Annotated in this window: 26 protein-coding genes; 15 read left to right on the top strand and 11 right to left on the bottom strand. The window is 41.3% G+C overall.

What is annotated here, in order from left to right; translation table 11 throughout:
• Positions 1-48 precede the first annotated feature (48 nt).
• The gene (locus VB836_RS06565) at positions 49-948 is read left to right on the top strand and encodes an ATP adenylyltransferase family protein (protein ID WP_323218617.1); all 900 of its coding nucleotides are present in this window, start codon (positions 49-51) and stop codon (positions 946-948) included.
• A gap of 86 nt (positions 949-1,034) precedes the next feature.
• On the opposite strand, the gene crtO is transcribed toward VB836_RS06565, so the two are convergent.
• On the bottom strand, positions 1,035-2,729 hold the full coding sequence (crtO, locus tag VB836_RS06560; RefSeq protein WP_323218567.1) for a beta-carotene ketolase CrtO: 1,695 nt from the start codon (positions 2,727-2,729) through the stop codon (positions 1,035-1,037).
• Positions 2,730-3,027: 298 nt separating this feature from the next.
• On the opposite strand from crtO, the gene VB836_RS06555 reads away from it, so the two are divergent.
• Positions 3,028-3,612, top strand: a complete 585-nt coding sequence (locus VB836_RS06555) for a YdeI/OmpD-associated family protein (RefSeq protein WP_323218565.1) — start codon at positions 3,028-3,030, stop codon at positions 3,610-3,612.
• Between the two features lie 120 nt (positions 3,613-3,732).
• On the opposite strand, the gene VB836_RS06550 is transcribed toward VB836_RS06555, so the two are convergent.
• Together VB836_RS06550 and VB836_RS06545 are read right to left on the bottom strand one after the other, a co-directional pair.
• Positions 3,733-3,930: a hypothetical protein gene (locus VB836_RS06550; protein ID WP_323218564.1), complete on the bottom strand. Its 198-nt coding sequence runs from the start codon at positions 3,928-3,930 to the stop codon at positions 3,733-3,735.
• Positions 3,931-4,132: 202 nt separating this feature from the next.
• Entirely contained in the window at positions 4,133-4,972 is an 840-nt protein-coding gene (locus tag VB836_RS06545) for an SDR family oxidoreductase (protein ID WP_323218563.1), read from the bottom strand.
• A gap of 238 nt (positions 4,973-5,210) precedes the next feature.
• On the opposite strand from VB836_RS06545, the gene VB836_RS06540 reads away from it, so the two are divergent.
• Entirely contained in the window at positions 5,211-5,900 is a 690-nt protein-coding gene (locus VB836_RS06540; protein WP_323218562.1) for a hypothetical protein, read from the top strand.
• A gap of 125 nt (positions 5,901-6,025) precedes the next feature.
• On the opposite strand, the gene VB836_RS06535 is transcribed toward VB836_RS06540, so the two are convergent.
• Positions 6,026-6,814, bottom strand: coding sequence for a sigma-70 family RNA polymerase sigma factor (locus VB836_RS06535; RefSeq protein WP_407659582.1), 789 nt, complete (start codon positions 6,812-6,814; stop codon positions 6,026-6,028).
• 163 nt (positions 6,815-6,977) lie between these two features.
• On the bottom strand, positions 6,978-7,343 hold the full coding sequence (locus VB836_RS06530; RefSeq protein ID WP_046282365.1) for a cupin domain-containing protein: 366 nt from the start codon (positions 7,341-7,343) through the stop codon (positions 6,978-6,980).
• Positions 7,344-7,634: 291 nt separating this feature from the next.
• Between VB836_RS06530 and VB836_RS06525 the strand changes: the two genes are divergently transcribed.
• From VB836_RS06525 to VB836_RS06485, 9 genes are all read left to right on the top strand, one after another.
• Positions 7,635-8,324 (top strand): Bax inhibitor-1/YccA family protein, encoded by a 690-nt coding sequence (locus VB836_RS06525; RefSeq protein ID WP_046282366.1) that lies wholly within the window; start codon positions 7,635-7,637, stop codon positions 8,322-8,324.
• A gap of 742 nt (positions 8,325-9,066) precedes the next feature.
• The gene (locus tag VB836_RS06520) at positions 9,067-9,369 is read left to right on the top strand and encodes an ArsR/SmtB family transcription factor (RefSeq protein WP_323218561.1); all 303 of its coding nucleotides are present in this window, start codon (positions 9,067-9,069) and stop codon (positions 9,367-9,369) included.
• Between the two features lie 335 nt (positions 9,370-9,704).
• Positions 9,705-10,490, top strand: a complete 786-nt coding sequence (locus VB836_RS06515; RefSeq protein ID WP_323218616.1) for a response regulator transcription factor — start codon at positions 9,705-9,707, stop codon at positions 10,488-10,490.
• A gap of 156 nt (positions 10,491-10,646) precedes the next feature.
• Positions 10,647-11,867, top strand: a complete 1,221-nt coding sequence (locus tag VB836_RS06510; RefSeq protein ID WP_323218560.1) for an RNA-guided endonuclease InsQ/TnpB family protein — start codon at positions 10,647-10,649, stop codon at positions 11,865-11,867.
• 188 nt (positions 11,868-12,055) lie between these two features.
• A complete protein-coding gene (locus tag VB836_RS06505) occupies positions 12,056-12,649 on the top strand; it encodes a thioredoxin family protein (protein ID WP_323218559.1) in 594 nt (197 codons plus the stop codon).
• Between the two features lie 450 nt (positions 12,650-13,099).
• The gene (msrA, locus tag VB836_RS06500) at positions 13,100-13,567 is read left to right on the top strand and encodes a peptide-methionine (S)-S-oxide reductase MsrA (protein WP_046282370.1); all 468 of its coding nucleotides are present in this window, start codon (positions 13,100-13,102) and stop codon (positions 13,565-13,567) included.
• 97 nt (positions 13,568-13,664) lie between these two features.
• Complete coding sequence (locus tag VB836_RS06495) at positions 13,665-14,483, top strand: tetratricopeptide repeat protein (protein WP_046282371.1); 819 nt, start codon at positions 13,665-13,667, stop codon at positions 14,481-14,483.
• Between the two features lie 41 nt (positions 14,484-14,524).
• A complete protein-coding gene (locus tag VB836_RS06490) occupies positions 14,525-15,076 on the top strand; it encodes a cyclic nucleotide-binding domain-containing protein (RefSeq protein ID WP_046282372.1) in 552 nt (183 codons plus the stop codon).
• Between the two features lie 175 nt (positions 15,077-15,251).
• Complete coding sequence (locus VB836_RS06485) at positions 15,252-15,491, top strand: helix-turn-helix domain-containing protein (protein ID WP_046282373.1); 240 nt, start codon at positions 15,252-15,254, stop codon at positions 15,489-15,491.
• A gap of 652 nt (positions 15,492-16,143) precedes the next feature.
• Here the strand turns inward: VB836_RS06485 and VB836_RS06480 are convergent.
• From VB836_RS06480 to VB836_RS06470, 3 genes are all read right to left on the bottom strand, one after another.
• Complete coding sequence (locus tag VB836_RS06480) at positions 16,144-16,671, bottom strand: cold shock domain-containing protein (RefSeq protein WP_046282374.1); 528 nt, start codon at positions 16,669-16,671, stop codon at positions 16,144-16,146.
• Between the two features lie 66 nt (positions 16,672-16,737).
• The gene (locus VB836_RS06475; RefSeq protein ID WP_323218555.1) at positions 16,738-17,631 is read right to left on the bottom strand and encodes a metal ABC transporter permease; all 894 of its coding nucleotides are present in this window, start codon (positions 17,629-17,631) and stop codon (positions 16,738-16,740) included.
• 21 nt (positions 17,632-17,652) lie between these two features.
• Positions 17,653-18,453: a metal ABC transporter ATP-binding protein gene (locus VB836_RS06470; protein WP_046282376.1), complete on the bottom strand. Its 801-nt coding sequence runs from the start codon at positions 18,451-18,453 to the stop codon at positions 17,653-17,655.
• A gap of 105 nt (positions 18,454-18,558) precedes the next feature.
• Here VB836_RS06470 and VB836_RS06465 point away from each other — a divergent pair, with 105 nt between their 5' ends.
• Complete coding sequence (locus VB836_RS06465; protein ID WP_407659581.1) at positions 18,559-19,518, top strand: metal ABC transporter substrate-binding protein; 960 nt, start codon at positions 18,559-18,561, stop codon at positions 19,516-19,518.
• Between the two features lie 241 nt (positions 19,519-19,759).
• Positions 19,760-20,041 carry a hypothetical protein gene (locus VB836_RS06460; protein WP_323218554.1) on the top strand — a complete coding sequence of 94 codons (282 nt, stop codon included), beginning with the start codon at positions 19,760-19,762 and terminating at the stop codon, positions 20,039-20,041.
• A gap of 135 nt (positions 20,042-20,176) precedes the next feature.
• On the opposite strand, the gene VB836_RS06455 is transcribed toward VB836_RS06460, so the two are convergent.
• Positions 20,177-21,463 (bottom strand): Glu/Leu/Phe/Val family dehydrogenase, encoded by a 1,287-nt coding sequence (locus tag VB836_RS06455; RefSeq protein ID WP_323218552.1) that lies wholly within the window; start codon positions 21,461-21,463, stop codon positions 20,177-20,179.
• Between the two features lie 404 nt (positions 21,464-21,867).
• Between VB836_RS06455 and VB836_RS06450 the strand changes: the two genes are divergently transcribed.
• Positions 21,868-23,022, top strand: coding sequence for a hybrid sensor histidine kinase/response regulator (locus tag VB836_RS06450; protein WP_323218551.1), 1,155 nt, complete (start codon positions 21,868-21,870; stop codon positions 23,020-23,022).
• 81 nt (positions 23,023-23,103) lie between these two features.
• Here VB836_RS06450 and VB836_RS06445 read toward each other — a convergent pair whose 3' ends face one another.
• Together VB836_RS06445 and VB836_RS06440 are read right to left on the bottom strand one after the other, a co-directional pair.
• Positions 23,104-23,364 (bottom strand): DUF2584 family protein, encoded by a 261-nt coding sequence (locus tag VB836_RS06445; protein ID WP_323218550.1) that lies wholly within the window; start codon positions 23,362-23,364, stop codon positions 23,104-23,106.
• 12 nt (positions 23,365-23,376) lie between these two features.
• Complete coding sequence (locus VB836_RS06440; RefSeq protein ID WP_323218549.1) at positions 23,377-23,577, bottom strand: type II toxin-antitoxin system HicB family antitoxin; 201 nt, start codon at positions 23,575-23,577, stop codon at positions 23,377-23,379.
• Positions 23,578-23,635 lie beyond the last annotated feature (58 nt).

Below are 23,635 nucleotides of genomic sequence, written 5' to 3'. Positions count from 1 at the left end.
ATAATAGATTTAGTATTATTGTTGTCGTTTAGTGAAAAGAGTTCGATGATGTTGGAACCCGGTACACTCTGGAAACGGACTCAGGAACAAACCCGATTTGCACTTCAATGTGGTGCGCTTCAGTCTATCCCCACTGAATATCAGTTTATCGAACAGGATGGCATTTTGTTCTTTGTGCGAATTGTCTCTAATTTAGCACGAAAAGAGCAAGCCAAACAACAACAAGACCAAAAATCTGAAACGTCTGGAAAACCCTTTAACCCGTTTCTTCCCTATGAAAAAGATTTATTGGTTGCTGATTTATCTCCGACTCATTTATGTTTACTCAACAAATATAATGTCCTTGATCATCATCTGTTAATTGTAACACGAGAATTTGAAGAACAAGAAAATTTATTAACCCTCCAAGATTTTCAGGCTTTATGGATAGCTTTAGCCGAAATTGATGGATTGGTATTTTACAACGGAGGTGCCGAGGCGGGGGCGAGTCAACGACATAAACATCTGCAACTTGTTCCGCTTCCACTTGTTCCCAATGGCGTGAAAGTTCCCCTTGAACCTGCTATTAATTCAGCGCAATTTTTAGGCGCAATTGGCAACTGTCCCCAACTCCCCTTTGTTCATGGTTTAATTCGCCTTGATCCGCTTTTAGTTCGTTCTCCCGAAGAAGCCGCAGTCACGACTTTAGAGTTTTATTATAACCTGTTAAAAAAAGTCTGTTTACAGGGAGAAAAAGGCATGACGGGAAAACAATCGGGTGCTTACAATTTAATTATAACACGAGAATGGATGTTATTAATTCCAAGAGTTCAAGAAAGTTTTGAAGGAATTTTAGTGAATTCTTTGGGCTGTTGTGGGGCGATGTTAGTCAAAACAGAAGAAGAACTACAACACCTCAAAGAAATTACCCCATTTACCGTTTTACGCAATGTTTGTATCCCGAAATAAACAGTTAAAAAACCCGGTTTCTTCTTCAACAGGTGCTACAAAAACCCGGTTTCTCGAAGAAACCGGGTTTTTATTGGGTTTTGCTTCTAAACAATTCCTAAAACCGATTTCGTAAAAGATTGAAAAGACTGTCCAGCTTCAGTTAAGATGTGATAGAACGGTTGTTGAGCAGAAATAAACACTCGCGCACAATTTCGTCCCGGCATTCCTGATATTGAACCACCTGGATGAGTTCCCGCCCCACTGAGATATAATCCCTTAATGGGGGTGCGATAATTGGCTAATTCGGGTAAAGGACGGAAGAAAATCATCTGTTCTAAGGTCATATCAATATGATAATAATTCCCCTTGTAAGCGCCTAAACGTTCCCCAAGTTCAGCCGGACTTTCGACTCGTCGAGCAATCATTGAACGCTTGAGATTGGGAGCATAATCTGCTAATTTATCTAACACCCGATCTGCAACTTTATTTTTCAATTCATCCGTCCATCCCGTCCCATTTAAACCCGTTCCTTCAGCACCCTCTATTTGATAAGGTGCGAAAAATTCGATCCAAAGGGTATGTTTTCCATCCGGCGCCATTGTGGGATCAAGCATCGTTGGAACCACCGCATACATCGACGGATCAGAATCAGGAATTTTACCCAAAGAACAGTCGTGATGAGCAATTTCTACCTGTTTAAAAGAGTCCGCAATTAACACCGAACCAATTAAGTATTCATCTTTATGATTGTGGTGTTCAAAGCGTAACGGTTCGGATAACGCACAATCAATTTTGAGGATTGTTTCGTTATTATTCACAATACGACGTTCTAAGCGTTGACGCAAGTTTGGATCGGCTGCATCCACATCAGCTTCATCCATACATTGTAAGAACAAACGTTTCGCATCAATATTAGAAATAATGCCTTTTGTAGCGCGATATTCGATGCCATTTTCTACTTGAATTCCCACAGCACGGCCATCATCAACCAAGACCTTTTTAACCGTTTTGTCTGTTAAAATCACACCGCCTTTTGCTTTAACCAAATTCACTAAAGCCTGGACTAAAGCACCCGTTCCGCCTTTCGGTCTAGCCATACCCGGATCATGTCGCATCGTCATCATCATCGCACCCACCGCCAGATTTTTTTGAGAAGGAGGGGCGCCTAATTCTGAGGCTAAACGTGCCAGAGGTGCTTTCAGAAATTCCGAGTCAAACCACTCATTTAAAATATCCTCAGCACTGCTTAACATGGTGCGAACAAAATCCAAGCTTTTCTCAACTGAATTAATGAGCGACCATAAGTCTTTAAAGTTGTGAGAATCGTAATTTCGGGCAATATCAATAATAGATTTTGGCGGCGCATTAAACATCGGAATTGCTGCACTAATAAACCGATGCCAGAAATCAACAAAAGTTCTATAGCGTTCAGCATCTGCTGGAGAATAACGGGCAATTTCTGCACAGGTTTGTTCAACAGATTTATGAGCCAAAAAATATTTACCATCAGGATGAGGACAAAAGACAATCGGATCACAAAAGAGATATTCTAAGCCATATTTATGCAGTTCTAGTTCTTGAACAACTGGACTCAGGTGAATAAACTCATGATCAATGGCACAGAGGTTAAATTTAAAGCCCGGTGCTTCTTTCGGCATGACTTCCTCTGTCGTCGCTGCACCCCCAGGAACTGAGCGTTTTTCTAGCAGTAAAACACTGTATCCGGCTTTTAATAAATAAGCGGCACAGGTTAAACCATTGTGACCAGCCCCGATAATAATTACATCGTAAGTTTCCATGTTTTTTTAGGAATTAAAGTGGATTAGAAAACGTTAATTTTCAGCAGGAAATGATCTTTTACGGATTTTCCATAGGGTAATCATCTGCGATCAAGACATTCTCTCAACTGGCAAATCTCATCTTGGTATAATGATCTCTTGCATTGTAGGCAATCAATAGGTTGATTGGTATCTATATTTAGATAGACTGTCTTTAGTCCAGTCATCAGAGAACATACATCCCTCATTTGATTAACAGGAGTTGTTTCAATCCCAACCATTATAATGTTATGACTCGGGATTTCGACTCTTTACTGTCATGTCAAAATTTGATGATCAACTTGAAACAATTTATGCTAGCGATCGCCAAGTCTGGCGAGAATGGTTAGAAAAAAATCATTGTACCTCAGAAGGTGTCTGGTTAGTTTACTACAAAGTCAAAAGTAGTAAACCCAGTATTCGATATAGCGAAGCCGTTAAAGAAGCCCTCTGTTTTGGCTGGATCGATAGTAAAGTCAAATCGATAGACTCCGAACGTTATATGCAAATTTTCACACCGAGAAAACCCAAAAGCGTCTGGTCAAAATTAAATAAGCAATATATAGAAGAAATAATTGAACAAGGATTAATGACTCAGGCAGGTCTTGAAAAGATTAATGCGGCAAAACAAAACGGATCTTGGACGAAGTTAGATCAAATTGAAGCCTTGATGATTCCCCTGGATCTCAAACAGGCTCTAGAAACCAATGAAACTGCTAACCAGAATTTTCAGGCATTGAGTAATACATCCCAGAAGAATATTCTCTTTTGGATTGATAGTGCTAAACGTGCAGAAACTCGGTTAAAAAGAATTGAGAAAACGGTTAATTCAGCAGTGCAGAACAAAAATCCGTTAATACCGTAAAGCACAATTAACCGTTCGTGAATCATTGAGTTTTTCAATCTAAAAAATAACCCCCGCACTATTGTTATCGAGTTCATGGTGCAGGGGTTAAGTTAAGTAGACTAAGTTGGTGGCAACAATTTAAGCGGTAATTCGCACCCGGCCTCTGACCACAGAGCGCAACAGTCTGTCAATTGAACGACGTTCGTCTTCGTTCAAAGATTCATCCAACATCGCCGCCATCAACCCGTAACGGTCAGTTTGGGTGAGGCTTCGGCTGTCAGCGACAGAGGCGATGATTTCGTTGATGGCTCCGGGAAGTAGGTTAACTTGAGGCATGGGGTGAATGTTGAACTCGATGTTTTTATAATCGCCTGTTTTTCAAATTCGCGAAGTGACTTGTCTTCTGAGGGTTCGGTGAGAATATCGGTAGAAATCGAGTGAACTGAACAGCTAAACGGCTGTGATAGACATCACCAGTCACCAGTCACCAGTTAGCACTGATGTAGGGGCGCGCCTCCGCGAAAATCTGTGTGAGTCCTCAACTCAGCTTCGATAACAACAGTTTCCAGTTCACCCCATTCTCCGGTTTAACGCCTGTATTCACCAGTTCAAAAATTTGACCTACGGTTTCAGGGATATCCAGACATTCCACACAAGCCGCCGCCACATCAATTCGACTCGTTTGACCCGTAAGTTTATCCCCAACCCCCACCTCAACCCCTAACTTTCCGCCTGTCGTCGCTTTAAGCAATGTGTTCAGGTCATAGGACGTATAGGGGCCATCTGTTAGCCGTCCGGGTCGAATAATGGTGTAAGGGAGTCCTGAACGAATTATCGCTTCCTCGCCCTTCTGCTTGGCATCCAACACCCCAAAAGCATTGAGAAGACTATAGGGAAATTGGTCTTTTCGCAGGACACCACAGGAAGACACAAACACAAAGCGTTTGAGGGTTTTAGGTGCAGCAGCAACTAGGTTACTCACCCCTTGAGCATCCACTTGTTCAGGGCTATTATTGGCGTTTTTGCGGCGATACTCAGCATCAAAATAAATTTTCAGCCATTCTACCCAACTTTCCTGTCCCGTTGACTGTTGTAACGTGTTAAAATCCCATTTGGTTGAGGGAAATGCAGTCGTTCCGGTACAACAAATAATATCAGAGATATTCTCGGTCGCCGCAGACAAACTAGAGGGGTTGCAAATATCTCCGACAACAACCTCTACTTGATTTTCAAACATTTTCTCTGCCTTTTGAGCATTGCGAGTTAAAACCCTCACCGAAAATCCTTTTTCTAAGAGTTTGGCGACGGTAAGTTGACCCACTCCACCTGTTGAACCCGTAACTAGCACTCGCTCTGTGGATGATACTGTTGAAGTCACAATCGGTTTCCTCTATGCTAATTTTCCCTTATACAAAAAAATAAAACACTTTCTAAAAATTGACAATCAATAGATAGAGTTTTTGCTCTAAATTTTGATTTTAAAATTCTCAAGCTTAACGGTATTTTTTGATCTATCTAAAGATATCTTTCTTGTAACAGATGTACAAGCAATCACAGTCTAGCAGAATGATATGTACGTTGTTTGTGAACAGGCTTGTTAGCTAGGAGATCAGAAAATGTTTAACCTGAAAAATTTAGTAAACGCTAAAATTGTTGCTTTAACTGCTGTTGCTGGTCTTACACCCCTGATTGCTCAATCTGCTTTAGCAGAATCAACTAAAATTAACTCTAGCTTTGAGCGATTTGAAAATGGAGTATTAATCACTCAAGGTACAACTAATCCTGGAACCAGTCCTACAACTAATCCCGGAACCAGTCCTACAACTAATCCCGGAACCAGTCCTACAACTAATCCCGGAACCAGTCCTACAACTAATCCCGGAACCAGTCCTACAACTAATCCCGGAGAAGTTCCTACAACTAATCCTGGAACCAGTCCTACAAATCGTCCTGGAACCAGTCCTACAAATCGTCCTGGAACCAGTCCTACAAATCGTCCTGGAACCAGTCCTACAAATCGTCCTGGAACCAGTCCTACAAATCGTCCTGGAACCAGTCCGAATATTAATCCTAATCAACAGAGAAACTCTCCTTCTCAACCCCTAAACGGGGGTGATAACTCCAATGAACTACAGAGAAATTCTCCAGACACAAATCGAGGAGTAACAACGGAAATGAATGACATGGAGAATCAAGATTTGACTTCTCCGAATCCTCAGATTAATAATGAGGGAGTGACGAATTCTCCCAATAATCCTATTGAGAATGAACCCGACGACGGATTTATTGGGGTTCCGGCTCGATAATTGATTGGAAGAAAGCATATTTTAGCTGGAATTTAATCCCAACTCAAACTCCTGTTTTTGGTAGCAGGGGTTCTTTTTATAAAGAATAAAGATTCAATTTTTAGACTCTGAATACTCTAGGCGCATCAAACCAAAGTTTCCCAACTTGTGAGCATGACTTTTAAATCTTTCAAACTTTGTTTAATGCGACGATGAACCGTAATCATACTAATTCCTAAATGTTTTGCAACTTCTTTGTAAGTGAGATTTTTAAAGAAAACTAATTCTAAAATATATCGATTTTTTTCTTTTAACTTCAATAAAGCCATCTCCAAATCTATTTTGTCTTCATGAGCCGTCTTGAAATCGTTATAATTCGGATCAACAATCAATTCAACTAAGCTCTTTTGATCCTCAAATTCATCATTGAAAGTCGCATCCAAACTCAACACAGAACTATTTTTTTCAGCTAATTTAACCTGATTCCACTGCTCAACAGAAATCCCCAAAGTATTAGCAATTTCTAAATCTGTTGGTTTTCGGTGTAGTTTTTCCTGCAATTGAGCAACCACTTTTGACCCTTGACGCTTCAACTTTAAATAATGACGCGGAACTCTAATTAACGAACTTTTGTCCCGTAAATAATGTAAAATTTCCCCTCGAATATAAGGAACAGCAAAAGAACTAAACGCACAACCTTTTGTTAAATCAAACCGTTCAATCGCTTGAATAAGTCCAATACATCCAACTTGAAGTAAATCATCATAACTTTCCGAACATTGTTTAATCCAGTGATGTACTTCTTTGCGAACCAAACCCCTATTCAGTTGAACAATTTGATTCCGAATAGATTGACAAGGAAACTGCTTATATTCTTGTAGCAATTCCAGACTACTCTGTTTGAGACAACGGGGTGAAGTCTGATAGTTCATCATAAGTATTGCCAATCTGAATTGAGTGGAACCTTAAACCGTTATCTAGTTCTAGATATCCGATTTTCTGAGTTTTGAGCTTTGTTATTAGCTTTACTATCGCCCCACTCAACCCTTCTTTTCTTCACCCAAACAGGTGATTGTAGAATCACCCAGGAGTAGGAATTTATTCAGAATCTCGATGCACTAAACTAGGAGAAAATGCAGGCAAACAAACAGCTATATATTCCGCCCCTTCCTCAGTCGGACTACTATAACGCACCCATTCCCCTTTAGCCGCAATCACAGCTTGTCCTGCATAAATATCCATCTCACCGCCTTCATATTCAACCCGTAGCATTCCTTTTAAAACCATCGTAAATTCATCAAACTCTGGACGCTGACCGGGTTCCATCCAACCCATCGGAGAGTGCATATGAGCGATACTCACCGCTTCCGTCTGAGAATTCACCCGACCGATATATTCATCAATCTGTTTAGGTTTATTTCCCGCCGCTTCAATGCGAGTCGCCTGTTCAATTTTTATGGGCATAGTCATTAACAATGAACAAAATAAAGAAAAGTCACATCCAGTCTAAAGCCGTAATATCAAAAATTAACCATTTTTTGGAGTTTATTAAGATGAAAAATCAGTTTTTTTATCCAAGCCTTCCATTGATTCATCGACAGCCTATAGTTGTCCTAACCGTTAGCAATACTCGTGACATCCAGTAGAAAGGGCTTGTACCCTAGCTCAATCTCTGCCTCTTCAGGAATTGAACTGTAGTGCTACCCTTGGAAATAATAGCTAACTTTTTCTTTACAACCTTTCAGGAGAAGCCATATGGTTACTGTTGCTCAGTCCCGACCGAGTGAACGAGCTAAGTTTATTCAACAGACTTATATACACTTAGCTGGAGCCGTGGGTTCCTTTGTTCTCGTTGAGATTCTACTCTTTCAAACGGGGATAGCTCAAGCATTAGCGAGTTTTGTGTTTGCCAGTCGATTTAGCTGGTTGCTCATTTTGGGTGCTTTTTCACTTCTGGGTTGGTTTTCCAGAAGTTTAACCGCAAAAGCCGATTCTGTTGAGACTCAATACGCGGGTTTAGGAATTTATGTCGTCGCACAGGCGTTGATTTTTGCACCTTTACTTTATCTTGCGGTTTATTTTTCTGACCCCAGTGTTCTGCCGACAGCCGCTATTCTAACGCTGTTGCTGTTTGGCGGCTTAACGACGGTTGCTTTGACCACAAAAACGGATTTTACCTTTTTGGGTGGAATTCTGAAAATAGGCGGCTTCGTGGCCCTGGGTTTAATCTTGTGTAGCATTCTTTTCGGCTTCACGTTGGGTCTTCTGTTCTCTGTCGTCATGGTTGCCTTTGCTTCGGCGGCGATTTTGTATGATACCTCCAAAATCATGCGCCACTATTCGACTCAGCATTATGTCGCTGCTTCGTTAGAACTGTTTGCTTCTGTTGCTTTGCTGTTCTGGTATGTTTTGCAGGTTATGATGTCACTGTCGAGTCGGCGTTAATATTTTTGGGCAACATTCGTTTTCTCAAATTGAATCTAAGCACGGGTATACAAAGATAATTCTCGTGCTTATTTTTTATAAAAAAGTCTCGTTAGCGACTTCATCCCCTCTTCCTCAACCAATAATCCCTTCTACTCAACTTAATTTGTTATTGTATAACGGAGTTGATTCTCTGTTGAACTCGTGATCTTCAAAGTTTAACTTAATCACAATTATCATTCTAGAGGCTCAGTAAGACCTTCTCAAACAAAAATTGGTTCTAATTAAATTATTTCCAGAAAGTTTAGCGATTAACTCTCGATTGATCACCTCTAAATCCGACTATAATGTGAAAAACTTGTGACAAAATGATCCACCCAGGGGGGATATAGGACTTCCTTCACATCAAGTTGATCTGTTTGAGTCTATCTTGAGATAGATTTTTAATCAAGCAAGAATTGACCTAGACATCTGAAAACCGACAGGGTGTAATTTTTGTAACTTAGGATGTGAAAAACTTGGATGAGTTTCATTGATATTTTGAGAAAAAGTAAAAGTTGCTCTTGATCAAAAACCTGATCAAAATTTATACTAAAAATAGTTATTAAATTTCTGCGGCTAGGGAGTAACCTTCCACAGACATAACTCAATTGATAGCAGGACAGATTGCATTATCTGCAAACTGACTCTGCCGTTTATTGTCCTAGCTGTGGTCTTAGACTTCAGCTCAGAAAAACCTCTTGACGTTAACAAAAAAAAATTGATGCTCACAACTTCTCTAACTTCGCCCTTTGAGGTTGCATCAGGCTTTCATGCTTTATCTGACCCTTTGCGAGTTCGAGTTTTAGAATTGCTGCAACAGAGGGAATACTGTGTCTGTGAACTTTGCGAACAACTTCATGTCAGCCAGTCTAAACTATCGTTTCACCTGAAAGCGTTAAGAGAGGCTTCGCTCGTTCGCGCCCGTCAAGAAGGCCGATGGGTCTACTACAGCGTTAATCTTAATCAATTTGGTATGCTCGAACAATATCTTTCTGATTACCGTCGCCGTAGAGCTTCTCTGTGAGCGGGTCGAGACTCAACCGAGTCAAGCTTTCCTGACAACAACCCATAACGATTGACTCCCTCACCGATCTCAAAAAGTGGGGGAGTCAACTGTGAGCAGTTTTTGCCTGTTGCAATTCGCGCCTGTTCCCTGTGTTTTACTTGCTAATCTGCTGTAGAGTCGGTACACTTGACTTTACATGAAACCATAGTTCTTAGCTAAACTTTAGAATAAATTATAGAAGCTTGACAAAAAGGGGTAAATCCGGTAGCCGCTCCCAAACAGGGAAATCACTAGCCAATACCAATCGCAAGCTGCTCCAACTGTCCATCGTAGCCACTGTAAACTTATAAATGATGCCTCGGATATTAGTTATTGATGATGATCCAGCGATCGCAGAACTTGTAGCCATCAACTTAGAAATGGCGGGCTACGAAGTCAGCCAAGCAGAAGATGGCATAAAAGGACAAGCCCTAGCCCTACAACTGTTACCCGATTTGATCATTCTCGACTTGATGTTACCCCGAGTCGATGGGTTTACCGTTTGTCAGCGTCTCCGACGAGATGAACGCACAGCAGATATCCCCATCGTCATGCTCACCGCCTTGGGACAAACCCAAAACAAAGTCGAAGGCTTCAACTCAGGCGCCGATGATTACCTCACCAAACCCTTTGAACTCGAAGAAATGCTGGCCCGAGTTCGCGCCCTACTGCGTCGAACCGATCGCATTCCCCAAGCCGCTAAACACAGCGAAATCCTCAGTTATGGCGTTCTGACTCTCGTTCCTGAACGGTTTGAAGCCATTTGGTTTGAAAAAACCGTTAAACTGACTCACCTGGAATTTGAACTGCTGCACTGCTTACTTCAGCGTCATGGTCAAACCGTTGCGCCCAGTGAAATTCTCAAAGAAGTCTGGGGTTATGATCCCGATGACGATATCGAAACCATCCGAGTGCATATTCGACACCTGAGAACCAAAATGGAACCCGATCCCCGCCATCCCCGCTATATCAAAACAGTATACGGGGCTGGTTACTGTCTGGAATTACCCAGCAATAGTTCGGTTCAAGGCGAAGACAACCAAGAAGCCTCAGAAGAGTCGGTGAGCAGCAATGGTTCTAAAATCAAAAAGCCAAGCTAGACCGGATAAACAGGGGGTTCATGGTTCCAGACTCCATCAGACGAATTAGGATTGATTCCTATCATCGAAAGTTTTGGGTCTGAAACCCCGTCCGTGATTGACGGCTTTATTCAATAAGTTTAACGTCTTCACAAGACATATGTTAAACTATGAGGCATGACTGAGAAAGCCTATCGCTACCGTTTTTACCCTACTCTTGAACAGGAAAACCTGTTGAGGAGAACACTGGGATGCGTAAGGTTAGTGTACAATAAGGCACTGGCAGCACGTACTGAGGCGTGGTATGAACGTTTTGAACGAGTTGGCTATTCTCTGACTTCTTCGATGTTGACAAACTGGAAGAAAGAGGAGGAATTAGACTTCTTAAATGAGGTCAGTTGTGTTCCGCTTCAACAGAGTTTAAGGCACTTACAAACCGCTTTCAGTAACTTCTTTGCTGGTCGGGCGAAATACCCAAACTTCAAGAGAAAACGTAACGGTGGAAGTGCAGAATTTACCAAGTCGGCTTTCAAATTCAAAGAGGGTCAAGTCTACATTGCCAAGTGCTTTGAACCCTTGCCAATTCGATGGAGTCGTCAACTTCCTACTGGTTGTACACCCTCAACAATAACGGTCAGATTAGACCCGAGTGGGAGATGGTTTGTTTCTTTGAGAATTGACGATCCAGTAGACCACAAACTCAAGCCCATCGATAAAAAAGTGGGAATTGATCTGGGAATTACCAGCCTGTTCACCACGTCCGATGGCGTTAAAGTTTCCAACCCCAAACATTTTGACAAGCTATACAAAAAACTCAGACGCGCTCAAAAGTCTTTAAGCCGAAAAACCAAAGGTTCTTTGAACAGAGAGAAAGCCCGAGTTAAAGTAGCAAGAATTCAAGCAAAAATTGCTGATTGCAGGCGCGACCAAACTCACAAGCTAACGACTCAACTAATGAGTGAAAATCAAACGATAGTAGTTGAGGATTTAGCTGTAAAGAACATGGTCAAAAATCACAAATTAGCTAGAGCAATCAGCGACGCCAACTGGGGAGAACTGGTTCGACAACTCACTTATAAAGCAGAGTGGTACGGACGAGAATTGATCAAAATAGATCGCTGGTTTCCCAGTTCAAAGCGATGTTCCAATTGTGGGTATATCGCCGAAAAAATGCCGTTGAATATCAGGGAATGGGATTGCCCTAAATGCAACTCTCACCATGATCGAGATATCAACGCCAGTATAAATATTTTGGCGGCAGGGCAAGCCGTGTCAGTCTGTGGAGCGAGTGTAAGACGAAGTCTTCGCAGCTCTCGGAGCTTGCATCCGAGAGAACGAAGACCCGAAGAGAGTAAATCTCGCAAGGCAACTGCTAAGAAGCAGAAACCCAAATCGTAAGGTTTGGGAATCCCCTTCGTTTACGGAGGGGAGGATGTCAAAAGAGGGAGAATGGACAACAAGGGCGATGGCGTGGACAGTTTCAACACCTGTACATCCCTCAATCATAGTGGCTCGCCACTGGGAAAAATGTAGATCTGATTTGTCAACTAAAATCAAGATGTGATTATTTTTTAATTTCGATATCAATGAACGATCAGTCCTCAACATCCTCCTCTTCCCCCACTCAGCCATCAACCTTGGCGACTCGCTTGAGAAACCTGTTAATCACTCTAGTCGCTGTTATTTTAAGTGTAGCTATCCTGGTGGGTTTACGAACAGATGTGACTTCAACTTCTCTGCCTGAACTCGCAGAAGAGTCAACCCCACTTGAAGTTGCTTTGAATAATGGAAAGCCAAGCTTAATCGAATTTTATGCGAACTGGTGTACCACTTGTCAAGCAATGGCACCCGAACTCAATAGGATTAAGCATGAGTATGAAAATAAACTCAATTTTGTCATGCTCAATGTTGATAATAGTAAGTGGTTGCCCGAGGTTTTGCAATATCGAGTCGATGGCATTCCCCACTTTGTCTTTCTCAATGATCAAGCCTCAGCGATCGCCCAAAGTATTGGAGAAATTCCGCCTGCTATTATGGAAGCTAATCTGGATGCTTTAATTGCAGGTATTCCTCTCCCTTATGCCGAAGCGACTGGACAAGTTTCTGCCTTTAAACCTTCTGTTACTCCTCAGCAAAGCAATACCGATCCTCGCGCTCATGGTTCAACGATTGTCAATTAAATAGACGGAGTTCCCGTAATAATTGGTAACTTCATAAAAAAAATCAGGGAATCGGTTCAAGCAAAATTCCCTGATTGATTCAACACAAAGCTTGGATTGAGTTGTGGATGCACCTGATTAAACGCCTAGTCTACTCCTAAGAATCTGCTAACTATAAAGCAGTATCTTATCAAGTTCTGATCTTAAAATATTTTGAATGACAAAAATAGAGAGTAGTGTAAATTCTAGTCGAATTAGATGTAAAGCTTTAGTAAAGAGCATTGTTTAAAATAGCGGGTCAGGTTGTGTTGCTCAAAAAGGAGATGAACGGGTGATCGTGACTGTTTGAGCAATATCGGGGAATGATAGCCGTTCAGGGAATATCAAATCAAATTTGATCTAACATTTTAGAGAGTCCCTTAATCTATATTAAGTCCGACTCATCAATTATATCTAAAAAGGTTCAAAACGATGGAAACAGCAACATTTGGAGCCGGATGCTTTTGGGGTGTAGAAGCAGCATTTCGCCGGATCAAAGGCGTGACATCTACATCAGTTGGATATATGGGCGGACATTTTCCCAACCCTTCCTACCTCGATGTTTGCGCCCGAATAACGGGTCATGCAGAAGTCGTTCAACTCCAGTATGATCCCGATACACTTTCCTATGAGGAATTATTAGCAATTTTCTGGACGATTCACGATCCGACTTCTTACAACCGCCAAGGGCCTGATCGAGGAGAACAGTATCGTTCAGTCATCTTTTACCATAGTCCCGAACAAGAACAACTCGCCAGACGATCCAAACACAAACTGCAAATGTCGGGACGCTATGAAAAAGACATTACAACTGAAATTCAGGCGGCTTCAGACTATTATCGAGCCGAAGAGTACCATCAACAATACTATGAAAAGCAACGGAACAGCAAAAATCCTTAACGGAGAATCGGTTAAAAACAGATTCCGGGGGCTAATTTTCCCCAACGGGTTTAAAATTTTAGGTATCTAATCATCATTCGTCAAGAAGAGTAGTTCAATGGGATATAGCATAGAAGTCAACAGTGACAACTTTGAACGTGAGGTTTTGCAAAAGTCAGATGAACAGATCATTTTAGTGGACTTTTTCGCAACCTGGTGCGGGCCATGTCAACTGATGAAGCCCTTACTCGAAAAGCTTGTCGAAGAATATGATTTTATTTTAGCGAAAGTTGATATTGACAAAAATCCCGATCTCGCTAATACTTACAACGTTGAGGGTGTTCCCGACGTGCGAATTGTTCAGCAAGGGGAAGTTCTACCTGGATTTGTGGGTGCATTAAATGAAGTCCAACTGCGTCAACTGTTAGGACAGCTTAATTTTAAGTCGGAAGTTGATCAAGAATTTGCCAAGATTAAAACGGCAATTGTTAATCGAGATTTAGACTTAGCCCAAAATCTGTTTAAACAGTTACTCAAAAAATATCCTAATCAACCTGATTTAACCTTACAAGCGGCCCTCTTTTTCATCGAGATGAAACAAAGCGATGAAGCGACTCAGTTATTAACAACAATATCTGAAGATCAACGAGAGTATTATCCTAAAGCTCAAGCTTTAAAACAGTTAATCGAGTTTCAAGCTGTCGTTCAACAGCCTGGGACAACTGAACTCGATCAGCTTTATGCTCAAGCTTGTCGTTTCACCTTAGAAAAAAATTATCCACAGGCTCTCAAAACCTTTTTAGAAGTTGTCAAGATTGATCGCAGTTACAAAAATGATGGCGCTCGCAAAGCCATGTTGAGTTTGTTTGAATTGCTGGGCGATGATCATTCGTTAACAAAAGAGTATCGCAAACAGCTTATGCTACAGTTATACTGAAAATTTTGTGATTCTCCCTCCAGAAATCTTCACTGGATCTAATGAACAAAGCGTTAGTAATTTTAAGCGAATTAAATGATCGCGATATTGATTGGATGGTTAAGCATGGAAACCGTGAAAAGGTTACGGCTCAGACGATTCTCATCCATGAAGGTCAGCCCATTTCAGCACTTTATATTGTTTTGGAGGGGACTCTCAGCGTTTCAGTCGCCGCAGTCGGAAATCAAGAAATTGGGAAAATCGGCTGCGGGGAAGTTCTCGGGGAAATGTCATTTATTGATGGACGTCTGCCCTCCGCGACGGTGAAAGCCGTTGAAGATTCGGTGGTATTAGCCATTCCCCGCCAACAATTAGCCGAAAAACTGGATCGAGATGTGTTGTTTGCTCTGCGGTTCTATCGCGCTGTCACGAAATTTCTGTCTTCTCGACTGCGAAATACAGTTAACCGTTTTAGCGAAGACTCTAAAACATCCCCTCGAACTCCGTCCAACTCTGAGGTGAATTCTCAGTTTGATCACGCCACCGAACCTAATTTGTGTCGGTTTGATTTAATTATGAAGCGTTTGCGAGGAATTGATTCTTTTTCTCCCTAAATTTAGCTTGGGCTACTCTTACGACGGGGAAAGACTTTCGAGAGTTGCATCCGTATTTTCTCGGAGATTGTGTTTTAAAAAGACACAAACCACTTAGCTCAAAGTTCAGTATCACCACTGTTGAATATAAGGGGTGTTATATCTTAACTTGGAGATAGAGTTTAGGAAAAAAACGATGCCCGTGATTACTCCAGTTTCAGATATTCCCTATCTTGTTCGTACCCTTCGTGAACGCTTAGGCTTATCCCAAGAAAAGTTAGCCATTACCTTGGGTGTTTCTTTCCAGACTGTGAACCGATGGGAAAGAGGACACGCCAAACCTTCTCAGCTCGCGTTAAACGCCATTGAGCAAAAACTTACCGATATGGGGGGACAAGGAGCTGATCTGCTACACCAATATTTTAAGAAAAAGTAGCCGCTCAAAATTCAATCCCCAAAGTTGTACTTATTCTCCTTTATTTTTCTGAAAAACAATCTGAGTGCATCAATGTCAATCAAACCGCTCAATATTCAACGCTGCTACTTGCTCTAAAACAGCGTTCATTCCATTTTTATTGGTGAATCATTAGCGGTAAATTTAAGCCTAAAAAAGACCCTAGTTAAACCTTTCCATTTATTGAGGGTGAAATCAGAGAAAGATAGCAGAGAACAGGGAAGATCAATCCCTTAAACTGCTAGAACCGGTAAAATTAGTCATCGGATTAACTCTGAAATTCACCTTCATTTGAGGTTTTACTCAACTCAAAACAGATGGAACATCTCAGACCGCTTTTAGTCTAGAATAACAACCATCTTGTTTGATTGGAGGTTATTCTCTTGCATTTAAGCAAACTGGTCAACTCAATTAAAACCGCCACCAGTCGAGTTCTTTCTAAGCAGTTTGAAACTCAATTGAAAGAGATTTATTGTGGAGGCGTAACCGTTGAGATACTGAAAGAGTACATTGAGGAGCAATAAAGACCCAATTAATTGTTTTGTTGGTCGCGATTCATCCCACCGCCAACGCGCTTCTTATGGCGTGGGTGCAACGAGGCGACCTTTTGATAAACCTTGTTGGACTGCTGCGCCTACCTCGGTGCTTTGCGCCAACCTGATGCGATCGCTTCTGACTCGGTACAAAACCACCTTTCTCCCCTTGCTGGATCGATAACTGTTGACTCGTAATCTTCCATCCCGGGAAGGTGATAAAGCTTGTCGCCTGTATTATGGGAAATGTTCCCTTTGATCAGACATTCTGGTTTTGTGATGGAGCTAATGACAGAGGGAGAGCGACTCGGACTAAATTCCATTGTAAAAAGCGCAGCAACAGCCAGAATTCCAAGACCAATAACAGTTTTGAGTAAACCTCGTTTCCTGGGTTTCTGCTGGGTTGCTAAGGGTCGAGATACAACACCCTCAATAGAAGCTTTAACAGCCTGAACCTTCCCGTTGGCTTCCGTAACTCGCTCGTACAAAATCCTATCTCCAACTTTTGGGCGACGACCTGATCCCTTCAGCGCACTAATATGCAGGAAAACTTCTTTACCGCCATCATCCGGTTTGATGAAGCCAAAACCTCTCTCATCAAACCATGTTGTTAGTTGCCCTTTATTCATAGCAGCTTCCTTGATACGCCACTATATATAATCTAGCGCTATCAATTTAACGATGGGAGAGCGGTTTTAGGAACGATTAATTAAGTTTTTTAACTCTTTAATAAATGCGGGTTGCTTGCTGGTTGTGGGTGGATGGGTGAGAATTCCTTGACTCGGACTAAATAGAAAGGCTAAAGTAAATAATCCCGATGCCACTAATACAATAGCAGGGCCTGAAGGAAGATTATAAAAATAACTCAGATACATCCCGCTAATACTGGAAAATACCCCAACTCCTACGCCTAAAAACATCATCAGATGTAAACGACTCACGAGTAAATAAGCTGTCGCCGCCGGAGTAATTAACAGCGATAAAACTAACACCACCCCAACCGCTTTTAAACTGGCGACGATGGTTAACGCAATTAACACCATTAACCCAAAGTTGAGTAAGTTCACAGGTAAACCGACGGCTTCTGCACCCAAAGGATCAAAGGTATAAAAGAGCAGTTCTTTATAAATTAAAACGATAATAAAAATAACAATAACAGCAATAATCGCTGTATCTCTAACCTCTCCTAATGTCACGCCGAGAATATTCCCAAATAAAAAGTGATTGAGGTCAATTTTGTTGTCTTTTTGAATCAGGGTAATTAACGTAATTCCGAGCGCAAAAAAGGCAGAAAATACAATGCCCATCGCCGCATCTTCTTTAATATTGCTGCGAGTTCTAATTAAGTTAATAAAAACGGTGCTAATTACCCCCGCAATAAACGCACCAATAAAGATATTGGCTCCAATAATATAGGCAATCGCTAACCCCGGCAACACCGAATGACTAATTGCATCTCCCAATAAAGCCAGTCGTTGCACCATTAAGTAACAGCCAACGACAGCACAAATAACACCGACTAAAATTGCAACAATCAAAGATCGTTGCATAAAGCTATATTGTAAGGGTTCTATTAAAATATTCCACATTTTATTTCACTCAGTTTCAGCTTAGGCAGCATTTTCTGAAAAGAAAATCACCTTTCCGCCATAAGCACGACTCAAATTTTCCTCTTGGAGAACCTGTTGACGGCGACCCGCAGCAATTAGTTCTTTATTCAGCAAAATGATCTCATCAAAATTGGTAATGGATTCTCCTAAATCGTGATTAATCACTAAAACAATTTTACCGGAATTTGCTAAATCTCGAAAGATTTTAAAAATGATATTCTCGGTTTTTTGATCAATTCCCACAAAGGGTTCATCAAAACAGAAAATTTCTGCTTCTTGAGCGAGCGATCGCGCTAAAAAGACACGCTGTTGTTGACCTCCTGATAATTGACCAATGGGACGATTTTTATACTCTGTCATTCCCACTCTTTCTAACGCTTCCGACGCCTGACGACGACTCACGGTAGAAAAGCGACGAAACCACCCCGTTTTACGAATTCTCCCCATCATAACCACATCCCAAACTGTCGCTGGATAGGTCCAGTCAATTTGCGATCGCTGGGGAACATAAGCCACTCGTTGACGCTGTTGACTCAAGGGTTGACTTCCATACAACACGGGTTCACCCATCGCCGGAATTAAGCCTAACATCGCCTTCATTAATGTACTTTTTCCCGCTCCATTGGGGCCAATAACTCCGGTTAGGCGTCCGGGTTTGATTTCCAAAGAAATGTCTTGCAACGCCTCAACGCCTCGATATTGGACGCTGAGATGGTTGATGCTAATCGCTGAAATCCCCATAGAGACGGATGTCAGTTGAGCCGAAGTCGCGCTATCGTCAAAGAATCGTAGGGTGTCCATCGCTTGATTATTCGTCGCTACAAGTTCTAGGATAACGCAAAAATGAAAGAATTATGAAATAATCAATGAAAAGAATATGAAAATCCTTCGGAAGTGAGGTTAAACGTGAGTATTCATCAGGCTTGGAACTCTGTCTTCAGGTGGACGACGGCGGGGATTCTATGGGGAACTTTATTAAGTAGCTGTACCCAAGAAGTTACAAATAATTCCGACAATGATCAACCCCAAGTGGTTTCAACGAGTACGATTATTGCGGACTTAACCGAAACCATTGGCGGTGATGAAATTGAACACCAAGGAATTTTAGAAGCGGGTGCTGATCCTCATGTTTATGAACCTGTTCCTCAAGATAGTATTGCCTTTGAAAAAGCCGATTTAATTTTTTATAATGGCTACAATTTAGAACCGGGATTAATTAAGTTAATGAATGCCGCAGGAGTCGGAGCCAAAAAAGTCGCTGTTGGGGAGATAGCCTCACCTTTAGAGATGGAATATAAAGGACAAACTGAACCCGATCCCCACGTTTGGGGAAATGTTGAAAATGTTATAATAATGGTGAATACGATTCGAGATAACTTGATAGAAATTTCTCCAGAAGACCGAGAAATATTCACCAAAAATGCAGCAAAACTCACCCAAGAATTGCAACAACTCGATAGTTGGATCGAACAACAAATTGCAACCATTCCTGAAAACCAACGTAAATTAGTCACCACTCACGATGCTTTTCAATATTATGCCCGTGCTTATGGTTTAGAGATAACAGGAACTTTAATTGGAATTAGTACCGAAGAACAACCCAGCGCCCAAACGGTTAGTCAGTTAGCAGATTCTATTCGGAAAAGTCAAGTTCCCGCTATTTTTGCAGAAACCACAATTAACCCAAAATTAATCACAACTGTAGCTGAAGAAGCCGGCGTAAAATTAGCCGAAAATGAACTTTATTCTGATTCAATTGGTGCGCCGGGAAGTGACGGGGATAGCTATATTAAAATGTTAGTGTCAAATACTGAAACGATTGTTGAAGCGTTAGGGGGAAAAGTCACTGCTTTTGAACCTCAGTAGAGTGGGTGACATTAGTTTAGCGATAATCTCAGCAATTGAATTAGAAATAGTCACCCAGCCTAGAACTCTTTGTGTCTTCGCGTCTTTGTGGTCAAAAAAGCCGACAGCAAAGGGACAAAAACAATACACTGACTTCCTGCACGGTGGCTACTCAACCCCCAATTATTACTAAAGAGAGAGGGTAGAGATTCCCAGAACCCAGTAGACTTAAATTAAGAAAAAATAGTTCATTTGATGATTCATGGAAAATAGCTTATTCGATCAAACTTTTCGAGACAACTCTGGCAATATTGTGATTGCTCAACCCCCAAATTTACCACTAATAGTCGGGATTACAACAACGGTACTCACATTTGTTTTTCCAAGTGGTAATCTCCATACAGGTTTAGATGCAATTGCTTTTGGTTCTTGGTTTACTTGGGCTTGGCTAGAACTTTTTGAAGGTGTTAACTACTTTCGTCGGGCGCTGGGTTTAATCGCGCTGCTAGGTATTATCGCTTTGAGATTCCCCAACACCTTCTAAATTCCCCTAAAATTAATCAACATTTGTAGAGACATACAAGGGTATATCTCTACATCTCAAATTAGCATGAACAATCCTTTTTCAAATCCCGGTTTCGCAGAAGTTACCGGGATTTTATTATACACTCATCAAACTTTATGGATACAAACCGCGATCGCTTAAGGCTTGCGCCACACGACCCACCCCCAAAGTATAAGCCGCCAAACGCATGGAAACACCTTGTTTTTGTGAACGTTCACTGACTCGATGATAAGCGTGTACCATCAATTTTTCCATTTCTCGGTTCACCCGTTTTTCATCCCAAAAAACATAAGATTGACCTTGCACCCATTCCAGATAACTGACCACAACACCCCCGGCATTTGCGAGAATATCTGGTAATACCATCACGCCTTTGGCTTCTAACATTTGATCGGCGATTAACGTAATGGGCGCATTTGCCGCTTCTACCACAATTTGTGCTTGAATTTTATCTGCATTGTCTTCCGTAATTTGATCTTCTAACGCCGCCGGAATTAGCACTTCACAGGGTAAGGTCAACAAATCCGCATTAGAAATCATTTCACCACCCGAAAATCCAGCAATACTATAATTATTTTGGGCGGCATATTGTTGCAATGCCGGAATATCTAACCCTTGTTCGTTAAAAAGTCCGCCGGAAACATCAGAAATCGCTAATATTTTAGATCCCGCTTCATGCAAGAGTTGTGCTGCTGCTGCCCCAACTTTTCCGAAGCCTTGAATCACTATTTTTACGCCTTTAAGACTGCGATTTTGTTCGAGTAACGCTTCTCGTACCGCAATCATTACGCCTCGTCCTGTGGCTAAATCTCGCCCTTTAGAACCGCCAATAGACAAGGGTTTTCCGGTGACAACTCCAGGAATTGCCCGACCCATATTCATTGAATAAGTATCCATCATCCAAGCCATTTCCCTAGATGAAGTTCCAATATCTGGGGCGGGAATATCGAGTTCGGGGCCGATATCTTTAATCAGTTCACTCACATAGCGACGGGTAATGCGTTCGAGTTCTCCTAAACTATAATGATTAGGATTAATGGCAATTCCACCTTTGGCACCGCCGTAAGGAATTCCCAGTAAGGCGCATTTCCACGTCATTAACATGGCAAGGGCGGATAATTCTTGTAAACTAACCGCAGGATGATAGCGGGTTCCGCCTTTGTAGGGGCCAAGAACATCGCAATGTTGCACCCGATGTCCGGCGAGGACTTTGACTTGGCCGTTATCGAGTTTAATGGGAATAGAAACGGTGACAACTTTGCGGGGTTGTTCGAGAATGACGATCACATTTGGATCGATTTGCAGTTGATCGGCTGCTTGTTGTAGATAGCTACAGGTGCGATCATAAGGGCAAATATAGGCGGGAGTTGGTGCGACGGGGACTTGCAGTGATGAAACCATGAGTTTTAACCTCTTAGCGTGTCGTTAAGACTGAGATAGGGGAAATCGATCATTGCACCCCAAAAAGGGACAGGAGGGCAGCTATTTTTCGGCTCCTGTACTTGTACTTATCAATTTATTGTACTAATTCCTTGATCCCTGACTGGATTTCCTCTATTTCTAGATTAACTTAAATTTTTGAGTTTGAGAGAAAATTGTAAAATTTGTTACAGTTTTTGATTTCAACCTGTAGTGCGTCGGCAAATAGGACTGGGGGGCAGAGGATCATGATCACCGATAAGGTTGTCTGAATAACGATAAGATTTAACTCAAGGTAGATGTGCTATTGTTCACAACGAGTTCTAGCTAAGTTTACCTCATGGGTGTTCACGATTTCTCTAGGCGTTTAACAGGTTGTGTGAGTGATGAGTGAGGCTAAAATTCTTATTGTTGAAGATGAATTTTTGATTGCTCAGGGGTTAGCCCGTAAACTCAAAAAGTTAGGCTATCAAGTTATGGATATTGTGGCTTCGGGGGTGGAAGCCATTCAACGAACCCGTGAGTTTCACCCCGATTTGATCTTGATGGATATTTTAATAGAAGGAGACAGAGATGGCATAGAAACGGCGGCTGAGATTTATCAATCTTATTTCGTTCCGGTGATTTATGTCACAGCTTATGCCGATGATCAAACCTTAAAACGCGCTCAAGGTACTGGGTCTTACGGTTATATTCTCAAACCCATTAACGAACGAGAATTGCACGCGACGATTCAAATTGCACTCAGCAAACATCAACAGGCGGTTCAACTCCAAAAGTCAATATTTGATGCTGAAGCCAAAAGCCAAGAAAAATCTCGACATCTTTCTCGGGCTTCTCATAATTTACGCAACCGCATGACGGTTATTCAGGCTATAGCAGGAATTTTGCATGAATATGGAGAGCAGTTATCTTGTCAGAAAAGGCAGAAACATCTGGACTTAATTCGCACTTCTATTCAAAATATGAATGATATCCTCGAAGATGTTTTATTTCTGATTCGCTCAGAAGCGGCGAAACATCCGTTTAATCCTGAGCCTCTAGATCTGATAAAATTTTGCCAAGATTTGCTGGATGAATGCCTTGCGATCGCCACAGACAAGCATACCCTGAAATTTACCTGTCATAGTAATTGTTCTCCAACTTCTCTGGATATTAAACTGTTGCATTATATTCTAACAAATTTACTCTCAAATGCGATTAAGTATTCTCCGAATGGGGGCTGCATTAACTTAGAGGTAAACTGTGATTTAAAACAAGTGATCTTTCGAGTAAAAGATGAAGGTATTGGCATTCCTAAAAACTATTATCAAAAACTCTTTCAGCAATTTGAACGGGCTTCTAATGTGGGGAATATTAAGGGAACTGGGTTAGGATTGTCTATTGTTAAGCAAGCGGTTGATTTACATCAAGGTGAAATTAGCGTTGAAAGTGAACTCGGGAAAGGAACAACTTTTACCGTCAAATTACCTCACGTTACATCATCTGAAAAAATAGAAGTTCAACCCGATCAAATTTCGGGATGTTTAGAGAAAAAATGATCAAGATTTAAGGAATTAAATTAAGCTAATTTTTGTTTAATTTATAGCAGAAAATCCGGCTATATTCTCATTTGAGATGAGCTATTTTACTTGAAAAGATTGACTGTATATTCTATCGATTTCAAATACTATAAATGTCTGATTTTTTTCCCATGTAAGCTTATGAATAACAATATCAGCGTGAGCAGTCCAATTCTCATCAACTAACAGAATAGGGACATCAATCGGGATAATTCTATAGCCCTCCTTGCAAACTTGATATTGTGATCCTAGATTCAATTCTTTTGGATAACTTTGTGGTGGCAGTTTTAAAATGCTATTAACTTCACAGGGCATACCCATTGTTTTTTCCTTTTAATTGACTTCCACAATCTGACTATTTGGTTCAGGAGTGTAAGAATTACTTGCAACCTCTAACCAACCTTCTATCGCATCCTGAAGATTGGTTAAAACTTCCTCCATTGTATCTCCTTCAGTAATACAGCCCGGTAACGCTGGAACTTCTGCCCAATATCCACCTTCTTCTGCGGTATGTATCACTGCTTTAATCTGCATAAGCCTTGTTTAGCTAGAGTTTTTATGATAATTATTATAACATTCTACACCCCAAAAA

This window comes from Limnoraphis robusta BA-68 BA1, from assembly GCF_034932365.1.
Taxonomy (GTDB): Bacteria; Cyanobacteriota; Cyanobacteriia; order Cyanobacteriales; family Microcoleaceae; genus Capilliphycus; species Capilliphycus robustus.
The sequence above is the reverse complement of the archived record's forward strand: the minus strand, read 5'-3'. Positions and strand labels throughout refer to the sequence as shown.

Coding starts and splice junctions, on each gene's coding strand:
- VB836_RS06565 (WP_323218617.1), top strand. CDS start 49: ATGTTGGAACCCGGTACACTCTGGAAACGGACTCAGGAACAAACCCGA.
- crtO (WP_323218567.1), bottom strand. CDS start 2,729: ATGGAAACTTACGATGTAATTATTATCGGGGCTGGTCACAATGGTTTA.
- VB836_RS06555 (WP_323218565.1), top strand. CDS start 3,028: ATGTCAAAATTTGATGATCAACTTGAAACAATTTATGCTAGCGATCGC.
- VB836_RS06550 (WP_323218564.1), bottom strand. CDS start 3,930: ATGCCTCAAGTTAACCTACTTCCCGGAGCCATCAACGAAATCATCGCC.
- VB836_RS06540 (WP_323218562.1), top strand. CDS start 5,211: ATGTTTAACCTGAAAAATTTAGTAAACGCTAAAATTGTTGCTTTAACT.
- VB836_RS06535 (WP_407659582.1), bottom strand. CDS start 6,814: ATGATGAACTATCAGACTTCACCCCGTTGTCTCAAACAGAGTAGTCTG.
- VB836_RS06530 (WP_046282365.1), bottom strand. CDS start 7,343: ATGCCCATAAAAATTGAACAGGCGACTCGCATTGAAGCGGCGGGAAAT.
- VB836_RS06525 (WP_046282366.1), top strand. CDS start 7,635: ATGGTTACTGTTGCTCAGTCCCGACCGAGTGAACGAGCTAAGTTTATT.
- VB836_RS06520 (WP_323218561.1), top strand. CDS start 9,067: ATGCTCACAACTTCTCTAACTTCGCCCTTTGAGGTTGCATCAGGCTTT.
- VB836_RS06515 (WP_323218616.1), top strand. CDS start 9,705: ATGCCTCGGATATTAGTTATTGATGATGATCCAGCGATCGCAGAACTT.
- VB836_RS06510 (WP_323218560.1), top strand. CDS start 10,647: ATGACTGAGAAAGCCTATCGCTACCGTTTTTACCCTACTCTTGAACAG.
- VB836_RS06505 (WP_323218559.1), top strand. CDS start 12,056: ATGAACGATCAGTCCTCAACATCCTCCTCTTCCCCCACTCAGCCATCA.
- msrA (WP_046282370.1), top strand. CDS start 13,100: ATGGAAACAGCAACATTTGGAGCCGGATGCTTTTGGGGTGTAGAAGCA.
- VB836_RS06495 (WP_046282371.1), top strand. CDS start 13,665: ATGGGATATAGCATAGAAGTCAACAGTGACAACTTTGAACGTGAGGTT.
- VB836_RS06490 (WP_046282372.1), top strand. CDS start 14,525: ATGAACAAAGCGTTAGTAATTTTAAGCGAATTAAATGATCGCGATATT.
- VB836_RS06485 (WP_046282373.1), top strand. CDS start 15,252: ATGCCCGTGATTACTCCAGTTTCAGATATTCCCTATCTTGTTCGTACC.
- VB836_RS06480 (WP_046282374.1), bottom strand. CDS start 16,671: ATGAATAAAGGGCAACTAACAACATGGTTTGATGAGAGAGGTTTTGGC.
- VB836_RS06475 (WP_323218555.1), bottom strand. CDS start 17,631: ATGTGGAATATTTTAATAGAACCCTTACAATATAGCTTTATGCAACGA.
- VB836_RS06470 (WP_046282376.1), bottom strand. CDS start 18,453: ATGGACACCCTACGATTCTTTGACGATAGCGCGACTTCGGCTCAACTG.
- VB836_RS06460 (WP_323218554.1), top strand. CDS start 19,760: ATGGAAAATAGCTTATTCGATCAAACTTTTCGAGACAACTCTGGCAAT.
- VB836_RS06455 (WP_323218552.1), bottom strand. CDS start 21,463: ATGGTTTCATCACTGCAAGTCCCCGTCGCACCAACTCCCGCCTATATT.
- VB836_RS06450 (WP_323218551.1), top strand. CDS start 21,868: ATGAGTGAGGCTAAAATTCTTATTGTTGAAGATGAATTTTTGATTGCT.
- VB836_RS06445 (WP_323218550.1), bottom strand. CDS start 23,364: ATGGGTATGCCCTGTGAAGTTAATAGCATTTTAAAACTGCCACCACAA.
- VB836_RS06440 (WP_323218549.1), bottom strand. CDS start 23,577: ATGCAGATTAAAGCAGTGATACATACCGCAGAAGAAGGTGGATATTGG.